This is a genomic window from Paenibacillus sp. EKM211P, from assembly GCF_011066175.1.
Lineage (GTDB): Bacteria > Bacillota > Bacilli > Paenibacillales > Paenibacillaceae > Paenibacillus > Paenibacillus polymyxa.
This window is the reverse complement of record NZ_JAAMNS010000002.1, coordinates 530,868-548,379: the sequence shown is the minus strand read 5'-3', so window position 1 is coordinate 548,379 and position 17,512 is coordinate 530,868. Positions and strand designations below refer to the sequence as shown.

Here is a 17,512-nt window from a genome sequence, read left to right as displayed (position 1 = left end):
CGAGATGCAGCCTTATTTTGTTGTATGTGGAGCTGCGGTGCTGTTCGCTGTTCTTCTCATCATCCGTATACGACTGACGCGAAGTTCCGGCAGCCGTACCGTGAGTGGAATTGAGATTGGAAATGGTCAAACGATCGGGAGCCGGAGCGAGCAGGATGATTATTTCTCCAGTATGACCACCCCTGTGGGTACGCTGGCTGTTGTTGCAGACGGGATCAGTGGGCTGGCTAATGGACGTATGTCCAGTACCTTGGCTGTGACGACTTTTACGAAGGCATTTGCCAAGTTAGAAGATGCAACGAATTTGAACGGATATTTTGCAGAGGCGGCAACCCAAAGCAATCGCGGTATTTTGCAAAATTTGAATGGGCAGGGCGGGGGAACGACGCTCGCGGCGGTCATTGTGTGCGGCTATCAGCTGTATTACGGAGCGGTGGGCGACAGCTTGATTACAATTTACCGCAATGGTCACTTTCAGACAGTCAATTCTAAGCATACAGCGGAAACACTGCTGGAAGAACGAGTGCTTGCTGGACAAATGACCTCGGAGGAAGCTAAAACGAGTCCTGTACGCAATCAACTGGTCAACTACTTGGGTTATGAAGGCTTTGAGAGCATGGAACTGGGGAATGCACCGATTCGCCTGTATTCGGGTGATTATGTGCTGCTGTGCAGTGATGGCATTCAGGAGGCGCTGACGGAGATTGAGCAGGAAGAGATCATGCGCAAGGGCGGAACACCGCAGGAAATGGCGGATGCCATGATCGACATCATTAACGATAAAGGGTTTAAAAGTCAGGATAATGCGACAGTGCTTATTTTGGCGATAGGATGAAACAAGAAAGACGGGGGTAGCGATGCGCAAGGACAACAGCGATTTTAGTACCGCCTTTGTGTCGGAAGCGGGCTCTTATATAGATAACCGGGACTATTTTGCATTCATGGAGACGGACGACATGGCCTGTTATGTCCTCGCAGATGGTCTGGATTCGGATCAGGAGCTGCGCAGCGCAGAAATGGTAGTCAAAACGGTGCTTGAAAACTTTATGGAGAAGCCTTCCATGTCCAAGCGGCGTTTGATGAGAGATCTGCGTGAAGCGCAGGAATGGCTGCAATTTGAAAGCCGTCGTGTCCGGCTTAAGGCCAGTCTACTGATGGTAGTGACCAACTACAACAAAATGGTGTACGTTTCGTGCGGTAATGTGCGGCTATATCATTTTCGCAATGGAAGGCTTAATTTTCGCAGTAAGGATCATAGCCTGGCTCAGTCACTGGCAGATGATGGTCGTATTCCAGACGAAGCGACCAGTACACACGAGGAACGGGGGAATCTGCTGGAATACTTGGGGAATCCGAATGGGGTTCATGCCCATTACGCCAAAAAGACACAGCTTGCAGATGGAGATGTCATGCTGCTCGCTACATCTGGGATGTGGGAGGACGTTGAACTGGCAGAAATGCTGGGTGCGCTGGAGGAAGCGAAGGACCCGGATATGCTGACGGATACGTTGGAAGAGGTCCTGCTGAGCAAACAGCGCCGGACGGTGAATAATTACACGGCTGCCGCCATTTATGTAAACAAAGTTTTCCAGGAAAAGCCTAAAAACCGTCGTAAGCTGATCAAACGGATCTTGATTGCGTTGCTCGCCTTTGTAATCGTGGGCGGGGGAGCATGGATTACACTGGCGCGTATGGCTGCGAACAAAGCGGCTGCGCTGGAAACGATGATCGAATCGGCTCAGGCCGCGGATGATTATGCAAGAGCTGGCGATTATGCAAAAGCGCTCAAATCCTACAGCGAAGCGAAAAACGCGGCAGTTAAGATTAATGATAAAATTCACAAGCGGTTGTACACGGCAGAGCAGAAAGTATCTCAATTGATGGTCGACGGAGACGGCTATGTGGAAAAGGCCGATTTTACCAAAGCTGAAGCCAGCTACGATAAAGCACGGAAAAGCGCCGGGCTATATCCACCATTTAATGTGAAGGACATTGAGCATAAAATCGACCAACTGGACAGCTATGCCGAGACGGCGAGCTGGATGAAGGACGGAGATTTAAAATTCCAGGGTGGCGATTACACAAATGCACTCAAGCTGTACAAAAAAGCAAATAAGGCTGCGATGGAATCCGGCTATACGTCCGCGCAAAAAGAGCTGGAGAAGAAGATTACAGAGACCAATGATAAATTGACAGCTATTCAGCAGCAGCTCAAGGAGATTCAAGCTGGCAAGCTTCAGGCCAAAGGGGATCGGCTGATGAAAGATCTCGATTATGAAGGGGCCATTGATGCTTATAGCGGAGCACAGGAGATCTATCAGGAGATTGATAAGCTCGAAAGTGTTCTGGCTCTGGAGCGGAGCATAGCCAAGGCGGAGGAAAAGCAGAGCGCGGAGCAGCAGCAAAATGGACAGCTTCCTGCTGGATTGGGATTGTCTGACGGAGTGTTGAACGACACAGATGCTGGAGACGCAGCGAGTGAAGCTTCATCTTCCGCTGCGGCAACCTCTGCCACAGCATCGCAAGCGAAGGCTGCGCCGACGGCTTCAGCGGGTGCTACGCCCGCGAAGAGGGAAGCCTCTCCGACTGCAAAAAGCGGTGGTACGGGGGATGGCAATGCCGCTTCGACCAAGGCGGACACCAGCAAAGAGCAAGGAACTGCTGATTCTGCTTCTAAAGCAGCCGGGGCGTCGAATTCAGAGAGTCAAGATCAGGCTGCTGCGAACGGGAAATAAGTTTTTATGTTCATTGAATGCTGGAGCCGGAAAGGAGTGAGACGTCGTGAAAGAGCTGGTACAAGATCGTTTGAGCAAGATGGACGATTTAGAGCAGAGACGTTTACTGAAAAATATGATGGCGGGGGTATTTATGAACCTCGTCGAATATCAGGAAGAAATGACCCGCCAGCTAGAACGGCGGGTATTTGAGGAAATTGAGAATACAGAAGAAAAGTTTGATGTGTATGTGTCATTGACATCGCGTGAGGACTATGACCCGATTCATGAATTTTTATATCCTGTGTTGCCCTCCGATGCAGTAGAAAAACAGGTAGACATCAGTCGTGTGGCAGAGGTGGTGCGCGAAGGCGGGGAGATGCCGCTATTTACGCTTTTTCTCGAAATGGAGACCGAACAAATCTCGGCACTGGTACGCAGCAAACGAATTTTCTTAGGAATGCTGGTCACGGAAACTGCAAATTACCCGATTCGTTTTCGTCTGGAGCATAACCGATCTTATATGTTGGAGATTGAGCAGTTGTATCATACATTTATGCAAAATGGTATGCCGTGGAAAACGATTAATCATCCATACGCTTATAAATTTGTGGACTGTGTATTGATTGGTGGGGACGGCGAGCCGGCCGCTCATGAAGAAATCCATGAAATCTCGATTTCGTTGGAGGAATTCGACGTTTATAAGAAAGCCGATGTTTTTCCGCTGTGGAACATTGAAAGACTGGCTCTAAAGAACAGCGGTTTTCCTATACCAGCTATAGATCGTGTGAACTACGAGCATGTGCTGCCTTTGCGTAAAACAGGATCAGAGCATGGTTACCTGATTGACGGGACTGAAAGTGATATCCGCTATATCAAGCGGACAGAAGAGGAACTGACGATTGTCACACCACGTGATAAATCTGGCGAATGGAATGTGATGAAGGTTACGAAACCAGTTACAACCAAGCTTAGTCGTCAGACTTTTCCGGTATTGTCTAATCGGCGGCAGGACAGCTTTTTGGGTCGCTATGCAGGAAAACAGGCCGTGATTGTCCGGGCTAAAGCAGAGATCACGCGCATCGTCAATTCGTTTGAAGCGGCACAGGGGCTAGAGCTAGAGCGTGTGGACATCTGGGGAGGTGCAGGGAGAAATGATATAAGCAACCTTGTAACCAAAACTCAGACGTATCCGTTAAATCCGTTTGTCAGCGATAATGTACGGACAGAGGATGGCAAGCAGATCATGCGATTGGGGTTCAGACGTGGTTCTGAGGATGTTTTGCCAACCGCACCTGCTTACATTTTGTCCGATTTAATGAGCTTTTTGGTGTCGGAAGTGCAGATGTATTTTCCAGAGTACAAGTGTGAAGGAGAATGGGTGTGAATTACGTTTGGGATTTGCTCATGCGCGCAAGGAAACAGGGGCTGGATGTAGATAAATTCCGCTTAGTACCCGCTGTCAGCTATTCTCCGTATATGGAGCTTAGCTTGGCTGAGCTGAATACGTCCCATTTGGAGCAGGTAGTGGAGATTAATCCGTACTACCGCTTTTATTCTATTTTTCGGGATCTGTTTCCACCGGATGTAGCAGAGGATCTGGAGCTGAGAGAATCGCTATTTGATATTATGATGCATTTTCTGGCGGAGATCGATTTGTATCAAGGCATGAATCGGCGAGAGTATCATATAAGGTTTGTTCAGCGTGATATTGCGGATGGCATCTTTGGCCCGAAGGTAAAGGAAGCCATTGGACAATTAAACCGTGAGGAACAGGACGCGATTGCTGAAGGCCTGCTGCGCCTGTATGAGACGGGGGAAGCCGTACATCTGCTAAAACAAACGATGCGTCGCGTCTTCCATCGCTCGATCATTTACACCAACTGTGAGGAAAAAGACGAACTACTCATATATATTGGCCAGGAGGAGACGATGCTCTCACGAATCAAAGTGGATTTGATTCTCGATTTGTTTCTTCCAGCACGGTTTACGACGGAATTGTATTGGACCAGTCATTTCGGCATTTTGGAGGAAGACCCTACGATGAAAATTGACGCTATCGCCCTCTATTAAGGCTAAATGGCTAAGAAAGGACATGTGAACGATGAACGGACCCTATACATACAGGTTGCTAGACCCGCTCACCGATCGAAAAAGCGCTCGTTTCACGACTAAATACACGCAGGCGGAATTGGAGCAAATGACGACCTTTCAGTTGCGCGGGATATGTGATAAAGAGCGACTGGTCGAGGGCTTTGCGAATCGTCTGGCACGTGAAGAATTGATTCGCGTAATCTTGCGATTTCGAAGCGCGGAGGAGCATCTACTCATTACCAGACCCAATCCTGACGGTTTTGAACGTATGCAATCGGCACTACAGCGCAACTGGAATGACCGTCCGCAGGAGAGTGGCGGTATTCGGGCTCCCGCCAAAATCACGCTGTATCAGGGGGTGCGCACAGGTCGCATGGACAACTATCGGATCGAATCCGATTTGCCTTGGCTTAGCTCATCTAATGTGCTGCTGGTGAATGCGACAGGGGAATTATGTGGTGTTTTAAATTTGGTGAAGGATGAGGGACGAACAGGCGTATATTATCTTTCTCGTCACCGCGATGCTGAACTGCGAGAGACATCTAATCATAGCTATAGCTTGCTGTTTCTGCGAAGTCAGGAGTCAGAATATTTTTATAACCTCTACTATGGAGATAAGCCGATGCTACCGCTGAAACTTCAGGGTCATCGAATCCCGGTGGCAGAGCTGATCATTCGGGGCACGGAAACAACCGATGCGGTACTGGCGATTGATTTTGGCACCTCGAACACCACGGCAGGTGCTTATTTGGATAGTTCCTACGTTACGGCCCCTGATACAGGGATGAGCAGCACAGTAAGGCTGGACGCTATCAATTATGTGTCATTCCCTGGTCCAGAAGGTACGGAAGGCGACTGGATCGAAGTGCTGCCGACCGCCATTCGCGTCGCGGACTGCTCCAATCCCGAGCATATCGTTTATGTATTTGGGGAGGAGGCACTACGTGGAAGTGATGTGGCAGGCAGCCGTGCTACGGTATTGCGGGGGATTAAACGTTGGGTCAATGACTATAAGCGAATCGAAGAATTAATGGATTCTGAGGGGAATACAGCAACCGCTTCCCGCAGCGATATTTTAGCGGCGTTTATCCGTTATGTGATTGCTACAGCCGAGCAGCAATTTAAGTGTCGGTTTCGCAATTTACACTTTTCTGCTCCTGTCAAGCTGCAGCCCCAATTTATTGAGATGTTTAGCGATATTTTGCCTGATTATCGGATTGAAGCGGAGGATGCGCTGGATGAAGGGCTGGCAGTGCTGTACAACACGTTGGCAGACCAGATGGAACGAGGAACTTTTGCAGACGGTGAGGAGTATCAGGCACTTGTCATTGATTGTGGTGGGGGCACGACAGATTTGTCTTCCTGCCGCTTCCGGATTGAAGATGGACGTATTGCTTACAAGCTGGATATTCACACAACGTATGAGAATGGGGATACCAATTTTGGTGGAAATAATCTGACGTATCGGATTATGCAGTTTATGAAAATTGTATTTGCAGGTTATTATGCTGCTGAGACGCGTTTGCCTGACACTGATATTGATGCTCTGATCGGCATTCCTTCGGGAGATTTGTACCGTCATGTGGATGAGTTTGGGGTAGATGCTGTATACGCAGGGCTGGAGGAACGGTATCGTGAGGCAGAGGCGATCTTGCCTACCGCGTTCAAACGGTATGAGCATGCTACACGGGATGAATATCAACGGGTACTGAGTAATTTTCATCTGCTGTGGAGTGCGGCAGAAAATATGAAAAAGGAATTTTTTCTACGTACGGGGATATTGCGCAGCCGCTTTGAATCCGAGCAGGTATTATCTGCTGAAAGCGACCTGAACATTGCCGTAATGGATCGTTGGCTGGTTTCGGTCATTGAGAATGGACGGTTCCGTGATGAATATGGTCTACCTGATGTAGTGTTTAATATTCGTGAAGTACAGCAGCTACTTAAGGCAGATATCTACAATATTGTGCGCAAGTTTCTGGATGATTTTTATTTGGAGGGACGCTTGCAGGATTATTCGATTATCAAGCTAACCGGGCAGTCCTGCCGGATTGACGTGTTCCGCGAAGCACTCAAGGAATTTGTACCAGGGCGCAGTATTGAGTTTCGACAAAAGGCAGAAGACCTGAGCCGAGTACCTGAGTTGAAAATGGCCTGTCTGCGCGGGGCTATTCGTTACCTGAACGCTAAAAAAATGGGAACCATTGAGCCTGTCATTACCAATCATATTCCAGCGATTCCGTATACGGTCAGCGCATGGACGCATACGGGGCGTGAGAAGGAGCTGATTGCGAGTTTGGAAAGCAACCGGGTACGCGGTTCTATTTCCCGGCCGTCTCAAGCGGTTGAAGTGGAATTCTTCCTGACGGCCAACGGGGGCAAGGTGCGTCAGCGTCATGTGTACCGCAGTCGGCCAGATGCCTTTGAACCCATGCCGTATGAGGAAATTGCTGTGCTGTACGGGCAGGATATTCCACAGGATGATACGGACTCCATTCGCAATGAGGAGACGAAATATTTTGTTTTTGTCGGGGATAGTCGTTGGGGCTTTTACGTCGTACCGATTACTCGCCGTGATGAATTGCTGTATCTGGGTCCGAAGCGCTTTTATGCCTTCGAAAATGATCTCTCCGAGCTGGATTTCTTTGACGGCACGAAATAATAAATTAAGGATTTTGCAAAATGCAGAAATCAGAAAAGCACACAACACATGGAGGGAATAACATGCTGTATGCAGGTTTTTGGAAACGAACTTTGGCCTATATCATTGACAGCCTTATTTTAGGATTTGTATTTATGATCATCGGACTGGTCTGGATCATCATTCAGGCCATTGGAGATTGGGTGCCATCTCCGGCAGAAACCTCTATGCTGACAGACGGGCCGACTGCTATTTTTACTATGCAATTATTAGGACAAACTTTGATGAATTTGGGGGCTTCATGGTTGTATTTTGCGATCATGGAATCGTCCAAATGCAGAGCTACGGTGGGCAAGCTGGCTCTTGGTATCGTTGTAGTAGATGAATTTAACCAAAAGCTGAGCTTTGGACGTGCGACTGCCCGCTACTGGAGTAAAATTGTATCGAGTATCATTTTGTGGATCGGTTTTATCATGGCAGGCTTTACAGCTAGAAAACAGGCTCTTCACGATCTGATTGCACGTACCTATGTTGTGGACAAGCGCGAGCTGAATTATATACTGCGCGAGCAGGCTGGGCGCGGAGCCGGGATGTAAAGGTAGATCAATAAACTCTGAGATTAAACCTCAGTCTTCAATCGGGGGGAGCACGATGGATATACGCAGATGTATAGAAAAGAATTTTCGCCTATTTATTGGATTACTTGGAGTAAGTAAAGCTCCACCCACCACCGATGATGGAGTTATTGTTCCGCCTCCTGCGCCTGGTGTGAATCGGCTATCTGTTCCCTTAAATAAAGAAGAATAGAGAAAGGAGGAAACCCCATGTTAACGCATATCGTTCCAAAGTTTGAAAAAGGTCGCATTCTCAAAACCGAGATGCTGGAAAATCTGCGGGATTACCCCCGTAGCTTTCTGGATATCCGGTATCAGGATTATTCGGATGGTATTATTACCGGAATGAATGTGACCGTCGGGGAACATGCGCTGACCGTAGGCAGAGGCATTGTAAAGCATAAAAATAGATTATACCTGCTGGAGCAAGAGCAGGAAGTTTCATATGTGGCTACGGGGCGGCTATCGGTGTTGAAGCTGCTCTTTTTGGAACAAACCGATCGCCCGGATTTCACCGTGCATCATGCAGATATTGTGCTAGAGGCCGAGGCTGAGATCGGATTGGATGAACTGGAGTTGGGCCGATTCAAACTCAAAGATGGAGCCGTGCTTCGCTCCAATTATCAGGATTTTGCCGATATGGCTACTGAGTTCAATACATGGAGTGATATTCATGTCCCGTTTGCGGGGTTGTATCAAAGTACGTTGCGCCCAGAAACGCTGCGCTATTTTGCATCCGAGCTGCTCAAAAGCGGTACAACCGATCCGATGGATTGTATGTTTGCTATGATGTGCCTGAACCTGGAGGCTGTAGACAGAGAATCTATCCAGCATTATATTGCAAACCGAAGTGGTGTGGAATATAAGGAATATTCACATGCTCAGCTCCATAGGCAGCTAGTGCTGATTTTGGAAGGAGCCGGACGGGGGAAGCGCACAACAGGCCGCTGGCAGGGTGGTGGTGCTGGACGGATGATTGTGGATTAGAACATCAGATAGAGGAGTGGAGTGTTCATCCCCTCTATCTTTACTTCTGTGCTCCAGCATTTGTTAAATCAATCCGGTGTAAGCCTATACATTTTTTAAAATAAAAAAGATGACATATGTATAAAAAACAGGCATAAAGTCACTAAGACTATAGTCGCTTGTTTGGTGAAGTATGCATTCCTTAATCTGCTGAAATTCGACATTTTATAGACTAGATGGATGTGCTTGAGACTAAGCTTGAGGTCAACAAAGTTGTCATATCAAGGAATACGTCTTTTAAGAAATTATAAGTGAGAGAGACTTGAACGGATAAGTTGCAGCGATTGCGCAATTGTGCTTGTCCATGATGAGTCTTTTTATATCGCTCCTCCATACCTTGTAAAACCAGTCCGATTAGAGTAGAAAATTTGCATACATATGTATAAAAATGAGTATTAAGTCGTGGAAACACCCTTTGCTACGGTGAATTGACAAAATATAAAGCAGTGGCTAATATGGTTGGGAACACGGGAGATATTGGAATTTATAAAGGGGTAATGAGTTTTGAATAAGAGACTAGATAACAGATGTAACCACAAAATGAGATGGGGCCAAACGATTTTGGGAGCGCTGTTGGCGCTTAGTCTGGTGCTACTCAGTGGAGGAAATGCATGGGCTTCATCCAGTGAACAGTTAAAATGGATTGAGGGTGGCCGAAAGGTAGACCTGGGAAATGTAGCTGCGGTTGATTTAGACTCATCTCTTCTTTTTTTGGATGCGGCTAACACTGCGAAGGTAAGCGAGATGAATCACGAAAAGCCATCTGGCAAGGAAATTGGGAGTATATTTCCGAAGGATGAAAATCAAAATTGGGAAGTTGTTTTTGAATACTATGAACTTGGACATATCAAGGATGATGAAAAAGAAGACATCGATGCAGATGCCATTCTAGATAGTTATAAAGAGGGTACGGAAGAGAGTAACAAGGAAAAAGCGGAAAGTGATCGCCTGTATGTTACAGGCTGGGATGTGGAGCCTTTTTATAATGAAACGACCCATAATTTAACCTGGTCTATGCTGGCGGAGGATGGGAACAAGGAAAAGCTGATTAATTATAATGTTCGTGTGCTCACTCGTCAGGGTTATATCTCTGCCATATTAGTGTCCGATCCTGCACATTTGGACGCGGATAAGAAGTTCTTGAATGAGAAAATATTACCCAAGCTGACAGTCAAATCAGGTGAGCGATACGAAGATTTTAATGCTTCAACGGACAAAATTTCTGAATATGGCCTGACCGGACTGATTTTGGGAGGGGCCGGCTTGGCAGTAGCTAAAAAGGTAGGTTTGTTGGCATTAATCCTTGCTTTTATTAAGGGCGCGGGAGTTAAGGTGCTTGTCCTCATTGGTGCTGCTTGTGTAGGTGTGTTTGGTGTGATAGGCAAGTTTTTTGCCAAATTATTTCGCAAGAAAAAGTCAGAATCTATGCACAATGAAACGAATGCTCAGGATCAGTCAGAAACATTACAGTAGCTCTAAAGAAACACGCCATAATATAATTACTAACAAAAAGGTCAGGCAGCCTGATCAGTACACACTGAAGAGGTAGCATGGGCAAGAACATTATGAACAGATGATCATGGTAATGATAGACCCATGAATCATCTGTTTTTTATATTTATCCCTTGTAATACTTTCGGTATACCGCGGGTGTTGTGCCTTCATATTTTTTGAATATTTTAATAAAATACCCTGGCTCATTAAAGCCGAGCTCACTACTGATCTGGGATACAGGGATATCTGTAGCTTCGAGCAGCTGCTTCGCCCATTTCATCTTTAAGCGGGCAAGATAGCTGGAAAAGTTCTCACCCGTTTCCTTCGCAAACAGCCGACTAAAATAACTCGGACTAATGTGACACAAGTCAGCCATGGCTTTTAGAGAGAAAGTTTCACCTTTGTGCTCATAAATATATTCAAAGGCGGGTTTGAGTACAGGATTTCCGCACGGAATATCCTCATCCCCTGAGGAGTTCAGATAGGCATCTGCTAAGAAATTATTCATTTCTTTCTTAAGGCTTTCGATATGCTTCAGCGAGTAGCCAGGAAGGATATCAGACAATTGCGGACTGGACTGTATGGCCGAAGCCTTTTCGAACATTTCCGCGAGAAGATTTTTGTTCATTGCTTCTTCAACAATATAATTACACAATAAGGATAACATGTTGGAGATCATCTGAATTTCCTGATAGGTCATCGTCGGCAGATCGGCATAGTAGTCTTTAAGTTCCTCCCATTTGGAGCTGTACAGTTTTTCATTTTTTGATGTGAGGATTTGTTCCAGCTGTAAAGCGTTCGAAGGATCGGCTAGGCGAACCTGACCTGCCATGACGGCGCCAATGTACTTATCGTCGATAATGATTGGTACCGCGATGTCAACGATGTCATAATGACAGAGATAAATATAAGGTTTGTTGGAACGCACCGCTTCAAGTCCACCACGAGAGTCACATTTCTGGCAGTAGGGAAGGAGATTCTCATCTTGGCGAACCTTCTTGCAGAACGATTGACATTGGCTGTGACTAGTTACGGGATTCCCTCTATAATCGACGGTGAGAATGGCTAATTTGGTAACGGATGCTAATGAATCCTGCAACTGCTCCCACTTTTCCAAATCAAAGATTTTCTGGATGCTCAAATGTTCACGTATCAAGATTCTCATCCCTTAATGGTAAATTATCCTGTAAGCAACAACAAAAAAGTACAATTTACATGCTTCAGTGCAAAAAAATACGATTGCAAATTATAATATATTCCTTGATTCCTCCAATGTAAAGTTCACATGGTTCGTTTATAGTTTTAATCAGAACGAAACCAACACCATTAAAGGGAGGAATTATAGATGAGAAAAGCTTTTATCAGCCCAAGCAAATATGTACAAGGTGAAAACGAATTGTTGAATTTGGGTTACTATGTGAGTACCTTTGGCAAATCTGCTTTACTGATCGCGCATCCAGCCGATGTGGAGCGGGTGAAAGATAAGCTTGATTCCACTACGGAAAAGTATAACGTAACCTTTATTGAAAGCGGTTTTATGGGTGAGTGCTCCAGACAAGAAGTGTCTAGACTCCAAGAAATCGCCACTGCGAATGGATGTGATTGCATCGTTGGTCTCGGCGGCGGCAAAGCGATTGACGCGGCGAAATGTGTGGCACAAGGGGAAGCGCTTATCATCTGTCCTACGATTGCTGCGACGGATGCGCCGACAAGTCACTCGGCCGTTCTTTATACTCCAGAAGGCGCATTCGACGATTACGCCTATTTTAAACAAAGCCCGAGTGTCGTATTAGTCGACACCACTGTAATTGCCAATGCACCAACCCGATTCCTCGTATCAGGTATGGGTGATGCACTGTCGACATACTTTGAAGCCCGTGCGACCTCTCGCTCTTACTCCAGGGTCAACGCTGGACTGCCTAATGGAGTACGCGAGGGACAGTGTGCGCCAGCCGTAGGTACGAATGCGGCGTTGGCACTTGCAACGTTATGCTATGAAATGCTCTTAAAAGACGGTGCCAAAGCAAAAGCGGCATGCGATGAAAATCATGTTACACAAGCACTCGAAAATATCATTGAAACTAATATTTTACTCTCAGGTCTTGGCTTCGAAAGCGGCGGACTTGCTGCGGCCCATGCGATTCATGATGGACTCACCATTCTGGAAGGCACGCATCACTATTACCATGGAGAAAAAGTCGCGTTCGGTACGATCGCACAGCTGGTGCTCGAAAACGCACCGACGGAAGAATTACATCAGGTACTGGATTTCTGTTTAACCATCGGTTTGCCGGTCTGCTTGGCCGATATCGGTGTCGATCATATCAGCCAGGAAGAACTCATGGAAGTAGCTGCTAAAGCCTGCATTGAGGAGGAATCGATTCATGCCATGCCGTTTCCGATCACGGTAGAGCAGGTTGCAGCGGCAATTGCTGCGGCCGACCGGATCGGCAGCCAGTACAAAGCGGAGGTAAAATAGCATGAAAAAGGTCATCAACCGTACGGAAAATTTGGTTCTTGAGATGTGCAGTGGTATCGCGCTCGCGCATCCCGAGTTGGAATTTCTACCAAAATATAAAGTGCTCAAGAAAAAGGAACTGAACACGGAGAAAGTAACGCTCATCAGCGGTGGTGGCAGCGGACACGAGCCCGCTCACGCCGGCTTTGTCGGTAAGGGGATGCTCGATGCGGCGGTCTGCGGTGATGTTTTTGCCTCTCCTTCGCAAATTCAAGTGTATCAGGCCATCCGAGCAACAGCTGGGAAAAAAGGCACACTGCTGATTATCAAAAACTACAGCGGCGATATCATGAACTTTAGAAACGGCGCTCATCTGGCTGCTGAAGATGGTTTGGAAGTGGACTACGTAAAGGTCGAAGACGACATCGCTGTAGAAGACAGTCTATATACAGTCGGACGGCGCGGTGTAGCGGGCACGGTACTTGTGCATAAGATCGCGGGTGCAGCGGCAGAAGAGGGGCGTAGTTTGGCAGAAGTCAAAGCAGTGGCTGAGAAAGCCGCTGCGAATGTACGCAGTATCGGATTTGCATTGACGTCGTGCACCGTGCCGGCGAAGGGCTCGCCAACGTTTGAGCTCGGGCCTGATGAAATCGAATACGGCGTTGGCATTCACGGCGAGCCTGGAATCAGACGCGAGAAGCTGACAGATGCGGATACGTTGGCACGCAGAATGGTAACCGACCTCCTTCGAGACATGCAGATCGAAAACGGATTCAGCGGAGAAATTGCACTGCTGATCAATGGTTTTGGCGGTACGCCTCTGCAAGAACTGTATCTTTTCAATTATGCGGTCACTCGCGAACTAGCAGCGAAGGGAATCAAGATCAATCGATCTTTCGTCAACAATTATATGACAAGTATCGATATGGCGGGCATCTCAGTTTCAATCATGAAGCTGGACGACGAACTGCAAACCTTACTTTCCCATGAAAGCAACACGCCTGCGTTCAAGGTGTCTGGACCTGCTGATCAAGTCGTGTTCACAGACCTATCAACTGTAGCAGACGAAAATCGGCAAGTATCTTTCGAGGTGGAAACTGCCCCTGCTTTTGCAGTTATTGAGGATAACAAGATTACGTTGAACAATCTGATATACCTGGTTGACAAAATGAGTGAGGTTATCATCAAGAATGAGGTGCCTTTTTGCGATCTTGATTCTCATGCAGGCGATGGCGACTTTGGCATGAGTGTTGCCAAGGGGTTCCGTCAGCTGAAACGGGAATGGAGCGACATCCTAAACCAAGATTCCTTGACGATGGGAAGCTTTCTCCATTCATGCTCGCTCGTCATCATGGAATACTGCGGTGGGGCTTCGGGTCCGATCTGGGGCTCAGCATTTCGCGCGGCAGCACGATCTGCGGGTGAACGAAGCGAACTGACCATTGCCGAATTCGCAGATATGATGCAGGCTGCGGTGCAAGGCATACAATCGACAGGTGAACGTTCTTTCGGTAGAGGAGCCGTCGTGGGTGATAAAACGCTTATTGATGCATTAGTGCCATGTGCGGATAGCTGGGTAGAGAGCGCGAAATCAAATGTTGACGTGAAGGAAGCCTTTGTGCGAGGTGCTCAAGCCGCTGTCCTAGGGGCCAAAAAGACAGAAAACATCGTGGCGCGTATGGGACGTGCCGGAGCGGTCGGAGAGAGAAGCCTTGGTTATCCAGACGCGGGGGCTTATGCGCTTGGAGTGATTTTTACGGAGCTTGCTGAATGTTTGAACTAATTCGCTAATTCTTAAAAATTCAAGGTTTGTTCATTGCATTTGGGATGCATTAGGTTTATAATTTCAGACGGATTCAAAAGGCTTATCCCTGGATCCGTGGGAGTTCATCCCATCTGAGCAAGCATACTTGCATGCTCAAATAAGAATTAAGCGAGGGATTTACAATGAAAACCTGCTGCACCATCCAAGTTGACGAAGACAGTTTAGTTATTGATTTGCCAGAAGAAGGAACCACGCTAGAGTCCCTGCTCGGTGATATTGAGAGTTGTGGAGGCAGTGAAGAACCTTGGCTACAACTTATAGACAAGGTAATGGGTAACTCATCTGAGACTGTACTGACAGATCAAGCGACGGATGGCGGCGATATGAACGAAGATCAGGCAACCCAAGAACCTCAAGCTGCCGCTAAGGAGTAATAAGGACATCATACGTTAAGACGATATTGTTAACATTATCCGATCATATACAAGATCATGATAAGACTGCTGTACCGAGCCTAGGCATCGGGAAGCAGTCTTTTTTTAAGTTAAAGAGTTGCAATTGAGACTCTTTTTAACCTGTTAACCAGCCAAAATTGGCCAAATTTTTCAATAGCTAAATGAGACTTTTGTCCCTTCAGTACTCTACAGTAGCCAACTAAGGGGTACATATCCCAAAACCGTGACTTCTTATTCATTTTCTAGCATAAAGTCGAAATGTAACATGTAACTAACTATAATAGTAGTAACATCCATATACAGGTAAGTGACATCGAATGTTGGACCTGATCCTTTTATTGTATGAAGGAAGGGGCGAAAAAGCGGAGAACAACGTACTGATAAGTCTCATCTACTTTATTAAAAGGAAGGAATGTGTAAATGATGAACAGGCAATGGATCCTGCCAAGGATCGCAAAAAGAGTAGCAGTACTGCTAACAGCAGTGTTGCTATTAACGTTAACGAATGGGTTTAACTGGAATGCGTCAACAGCAGAGGCGGCCGGGACGACCCCTGTGGAACGTTACGGACAACTTTCAGTAAAGAGCGGTAAACTGGTGGATAAAAATGGACAGCCTGTACAGCTCAAGGGCATTAGTTCTCATGGCGTCCAATGGTTTGGAGATCTGGTGAATCAGGACACTATGAAATGGTTGCGGGACGATTGGGGCATTTCCGTGTTTCGAGTTGCGTTATACACTGAAGAAAACGGTTATATTGCCAATCCTTCATTGAAAAATAAAGTGAAGGAAGCCATTGAGGCAGCACAGAAATTGGGTCTGTACGTCATTATTGACTGGCACATTCTCTCAGATGGCGATCCGAACATTCATAAAAATGAAGCCAAAGCTTTCTTTAATGAATTTTCCACTAAGTATGGTCATTTGCCTAACGTAATCTATGAACTTGCTAATGAGCCGAATGGGAATGTGAACTGGAACAATCAAATTCGACCTTATGCATCCGAGGTATCTCAGGTTATTCGAGCTAAGGACCCGGATAATATTATTATTGTAGGAACAGGTACCTGGAGTCAGGATGTACATGATGCAGCAGACCATCCACTTCCAGACAAAAATACAATGTATACCGTGCATTTCTATGCGGGAACACATGGACAATATTTGCGCGATCGGGTTGATTATGCACTGAGCAAGGGTGTAGGCATTTTTGCTACCGAGTGGGGGACAAGCGACGCTTCGGGTAACGGTGGCCCTTTCCTGAATGAATCCAAAGTATGGACTGACTTTCTGGCTAGCCGTAAAATCAGTTGGGCCAATTGGTCGCTTGCTGACAAAAATGAGACCTCGGCTGCGCTGTTGCCTGGTGCCGATCGCAAGGGTGGATGGCCTGATTCACAATTAACAGCTTCCGGCAAATTCGTAAAACAGGCAATTCTGGAAGGCTCCAGCAGTTATGGTGGAGGAGGAAGCAACGGCGGAAATACCGGCGGAAACGGCAACAATGGCGGTAGTAACGATGGTGGAAATAGCGGTGGAAACAATGGTAACGATCACAGTGGAAGTACACCAGGCGGTAATAATGAAGGGATCATGCTTCAATATCGCACCGATGATACGAATGCCAAGGATAATGCGATCCGACCTCAATTTAATATCAAAAATACGGGTAAAACAGCTGTGAAGCTGAGTGATCTGAAAATTCGCTACTATTATACAGATGAGAGCAAACAAGCTCAGCAGTTTTTTGTAGACTGGGCCAAGATTGGCAACGAAAAGGTAAAAGCAACTTTTGTAACATTGCCAAAGCCGAAGGTCAAGGCAGATAAATATGTAGAAATTTCTTTCACAGATGGAGCAGGAACGATTCAGCCCGGCGGCGAAACCGGGGAAATTCAATCCCGTATTCATGCTGCAAATTGGAGCAACTTTGATGAGACCAACGATTACTCCTATGGTGCTACCCAAACAGCATTCGCAGACTGGGACCATGGCACCGTATATCAGCAAGGTAAGCTGGTATGGGGTATAGAACCCTAGAAATTCAGCCATGACAAACTTGGCTGGAGTGAGTAAAGAGATGGGACTTTTGGTTGCACTCTTTTGAAGAAATGAAGTATAGCTTATGCGCCTTTGGTATATGGATGATGGAACTTTAGAAGTAAACAACTTATACTTCAGTTCCGATGGATATACTACTAAAGTACCATATGACATTCGACTTTTGTGGTATCTATATTACAACAAACCC

14 protein-coding genes are annotated in these 17,512 nt (G+C 46.6%); 13 read left to right on the top strand and 1 reads right to left on the bottom strand.

Annotation, left to right across the window (positions count from 1 at the left end; translation table 11 throughout):
* Positions 1–4 precede the first annotated feature (4 nt).
* From G9G57_RS05450 to G9G57_RS05410, 9 genes are all read left to right on the top strand, one after another.
* The gene (locus G9G57_RS05450; RefSeq protein WP_164964622.1) at positions 5–835 is read left to right on the top strand and encodes a PP2C family protein-serine/threonine phosphatase; all 831 of its coding nucleotides are present in this window, start codon (positions 5–7) and stop codon (positions 833–835) included.
* Positions 836–857: 22 nt separating this feature from the next.
* Positions 858–2,735, top strand: a complete 1,878-nt coding sequence (locus G9G57_RS05445; protein ID WP_164964621.1) for a serine/threonine protein phosphatase — start codon at positions 858–860, stop codon at positions 2,733–2,735.
* 46 nt (positions 2,736–2,781) lie between these two features.
* Positions 2,782–4,101, top strand: coding sequence for a normocyte-binding protein (locus G9G57_RS05440; protein WP_151255632.1), 1,320 nt, complete (start codon positions 2,782–2,784; stop codon positions 4,099–4,101).
* Positions 4,098–4,787, top strand: a complete 690-nt coding sequence (locus G9G57_RS05435) for an iron-dependent peroxidase (RefSeq protein WP_164964620.1) — start codon at positions 4,098–4,100, stop codon at positions 4,785–4,787. Before G9G57_RS05440 ends, G9G57_RS05435 begins: the two co-directional genes overlap by 4 nt.
* Positions 4,788–4,818: 31 nt before the next feature.
* Entirely contained in the window at positions 4,819–7,470 is a 2,652-nt protein-coding gene (locus tag G9G57_RS05430) for a molecular chaperone (RefSeq protein WP_164964619.1), read from the top strand.
* Between the two features lie 62 nt (positions 7,471–7,532).
* Positions 7,533–8,045 carry an RDD family protein gene (locus G9G57_RS05425; protein WP_164964618.1) on the top strand — a complete coding sequence of 171 codons (513 nt, stop codon included), beginning with the start codon at positions 7,533–7,535 and terminating at the stop codon, positions 8,043–8,045.
* Positions 8,046–8,100: 55 nt separating this feature from the next.
* Positions 8,101–8,256: a hypothetical protein gene (locus G9G57_RS05420; protein ID WP_162835280.1), complete on the top strand. Its 156-nt coding sequence runs from the start codon at positions 8,101–8,103 to the stop codon at positions 8,254–8,256.
* Between the two features lie 17 nt (positions 8,257–8,273).
* A complete protein-coding gene (locus tag G9G57_RS05415) occupies positions 8,274–9,050 on the top strand; it encodes a hypothetical protein (RefSeq protein WP_016818678.1) in 777 nt (258 codons plus the stop codon).
* A 579-nt stretch (positions 9,051–9,629) separates the two neighbouring features.
* Entirely contained in the window at positions 9,630–10,562 is a 933-nt protein-coding gene (locus G9G57_RS05410; protein WP_019688275.1) for a DUF2167 domain-containing protein, read from the top strand.
* A 145-nt stretch (positions 10,563–10,707) separates the two neighbouring features.
* Here the strand turns inward: G9G57_RS05410 and G9G57_RS05405 are convergent, their stop codons facing one another.
* Positions 10,708–11,739, bottom strand: a complete 1,032-nt coding sequence (locus G9G57_RS05405) for a PocR ligand-binding domain-containing protein (protein WP_019688274.1) — start codon at positions 11,737–11,739, stop codon at positions 10,708–10,710.
* A 189-nt stretch (positions 11,740–11,928) separates the two neighbouring features.
* Here G9G57_RS05405 and G9G57_RS05400 point away from each other — a divergent pair, with 189 nt between their 5' ends.
* The 4 genes from G9G57_RS05400 to G9G57_RS05385 all read left to right on the top strand — a co-directional run bounded on the left by G9G57_RS05400 (position 11,929) and on the right by G9G57_RS05385 (position 17,301).
* The gene (locus G9G57_RS05400; protein ID WP_016818681.1) at positions 11,929–13,062 is read left to right on the top strand and encodes a glycerol dehydrogenase; all 1,134 of its coding nucleotides are present in this window, start codon (positions 11,929–11,931) and stop codon (positions 13,060–13,062) included.
* 1 nt (position 13,063) lies between these two features.
* Positions 13,064–14,824 carry a dihydroxyacetone kinase subunit DhaK gene (gene dhaK, locus G9G57_RS05395; RefSeq protein WP_164964617.1) on the top strand — a complete coding sequence of 587 codons (1,761 nt, stop codon included), beginning with the start codon at positions 13,064–13,066 and terminating at the stop codon, positions 14,822–14,824.
* A 164-nt stretch (positions 14,825–14,988) separates the two neighbouring features.
* Positions 14,989–15,240, top strand: a complete 252-nt coding sequence (locus G9G57_RS05390; RefSeq protein WP_164964616.1) for a hypothetical protein — start codon at positions 14,989–14,991, stop codon at positions 15,238–15,240.
* 441 nt (positions 15,241–15,681) lie between these two features.
* On the top strand, positions 15,682–17,301 hold the full coding sequence (locus G9G57_RS05385; protein WP_164964615.1) for a cellulase family glycosylhydrolase: 1,620 nt from the start codon (positions 15,682–15,684) through the stop codon (positions 17,299–17,301).
* The last annotated feature ends 211 nt before the right edge of the window (positions 17,302–17,512 follow it).

Bases quoted from the DNA above. Each gene is read 5' to 3' on its own strand.
- G9G57_RS05450 (WP_164964622.1), top strand. From the start codon at position 5: ATGCAGCCTTATTTTGTTGTATGTGGAGCTGCGGTGCTGTTCGCTGTT.
- G9G57_RS05445 (WP_164964621.1), top strand. From the start codon at position 858: ATGCGCAAGGACAACAGCGATTTTAGTACCGCCTTTGTGTCGGAAGCG.
- G9G57_RS05430 (WP_164964619.1), top strand. From the start codon at position 4,819: ATGAACGGACCCTATACATACAGGTTGCTAGACCCGCTCACCGATCGA.
- G9G57_RS05425 (WP_164964618.1), top strand. From the start codon at position 7,533: ATGCTGTATGCAGGTTTTTGGAAACGAACTTTGGCCTATATCATTGAC.
- G9G57_RS05420 (WP_162835280.1), top strand. From the start codon at position 8,101: ATGGATATACGCAGATGTATAGAAAAGAATTTTCGCCTATTTATTGGA.
- G9G57_RS05415 (WP_016818678.1), top strand. From the start codon at position 8,274: ATGTTAACGCATATCGTTCCAAAGTTTGAAAAAGGTCGCATTCTCAAA.
- G9G57_RS05410 (WP_019688275.1), top strand. From the start codon at position 9,630: ATGAGATGGGGCCAAACGATTTTGGGAGCGCTGTTGGCGCTTAGTCTG.
- G9G57_RS05400 (WP_016818681.1), top strand. From the start codon at position 11,929: ATGAGAAAAGCTTTTATCAGCCCAAGCAAATATGTACAAGGTGAAAAC.
- dhaK (WP_164964617.1), top strand. From the start codon at position 13,064: ATGAAAAAGGTCATCAACCGTACGGAAAATTTGGTTCTTGAGATGTGC.
- G9G57_RS05390 (WP_164964616.1), top strand. From the start codon at position 14,989: ATGAAAACCTGCTGCACCATCCAAGTTGACGAAGACAGTTTAGTTATT.
- G9G57_RS05385 (WP_164964615.1), top strand. From the start codon at position 15,682: ATGATGAACAGGCAATGGATCCTGCCAAGGATCGCAAAAAGAGTAGCA.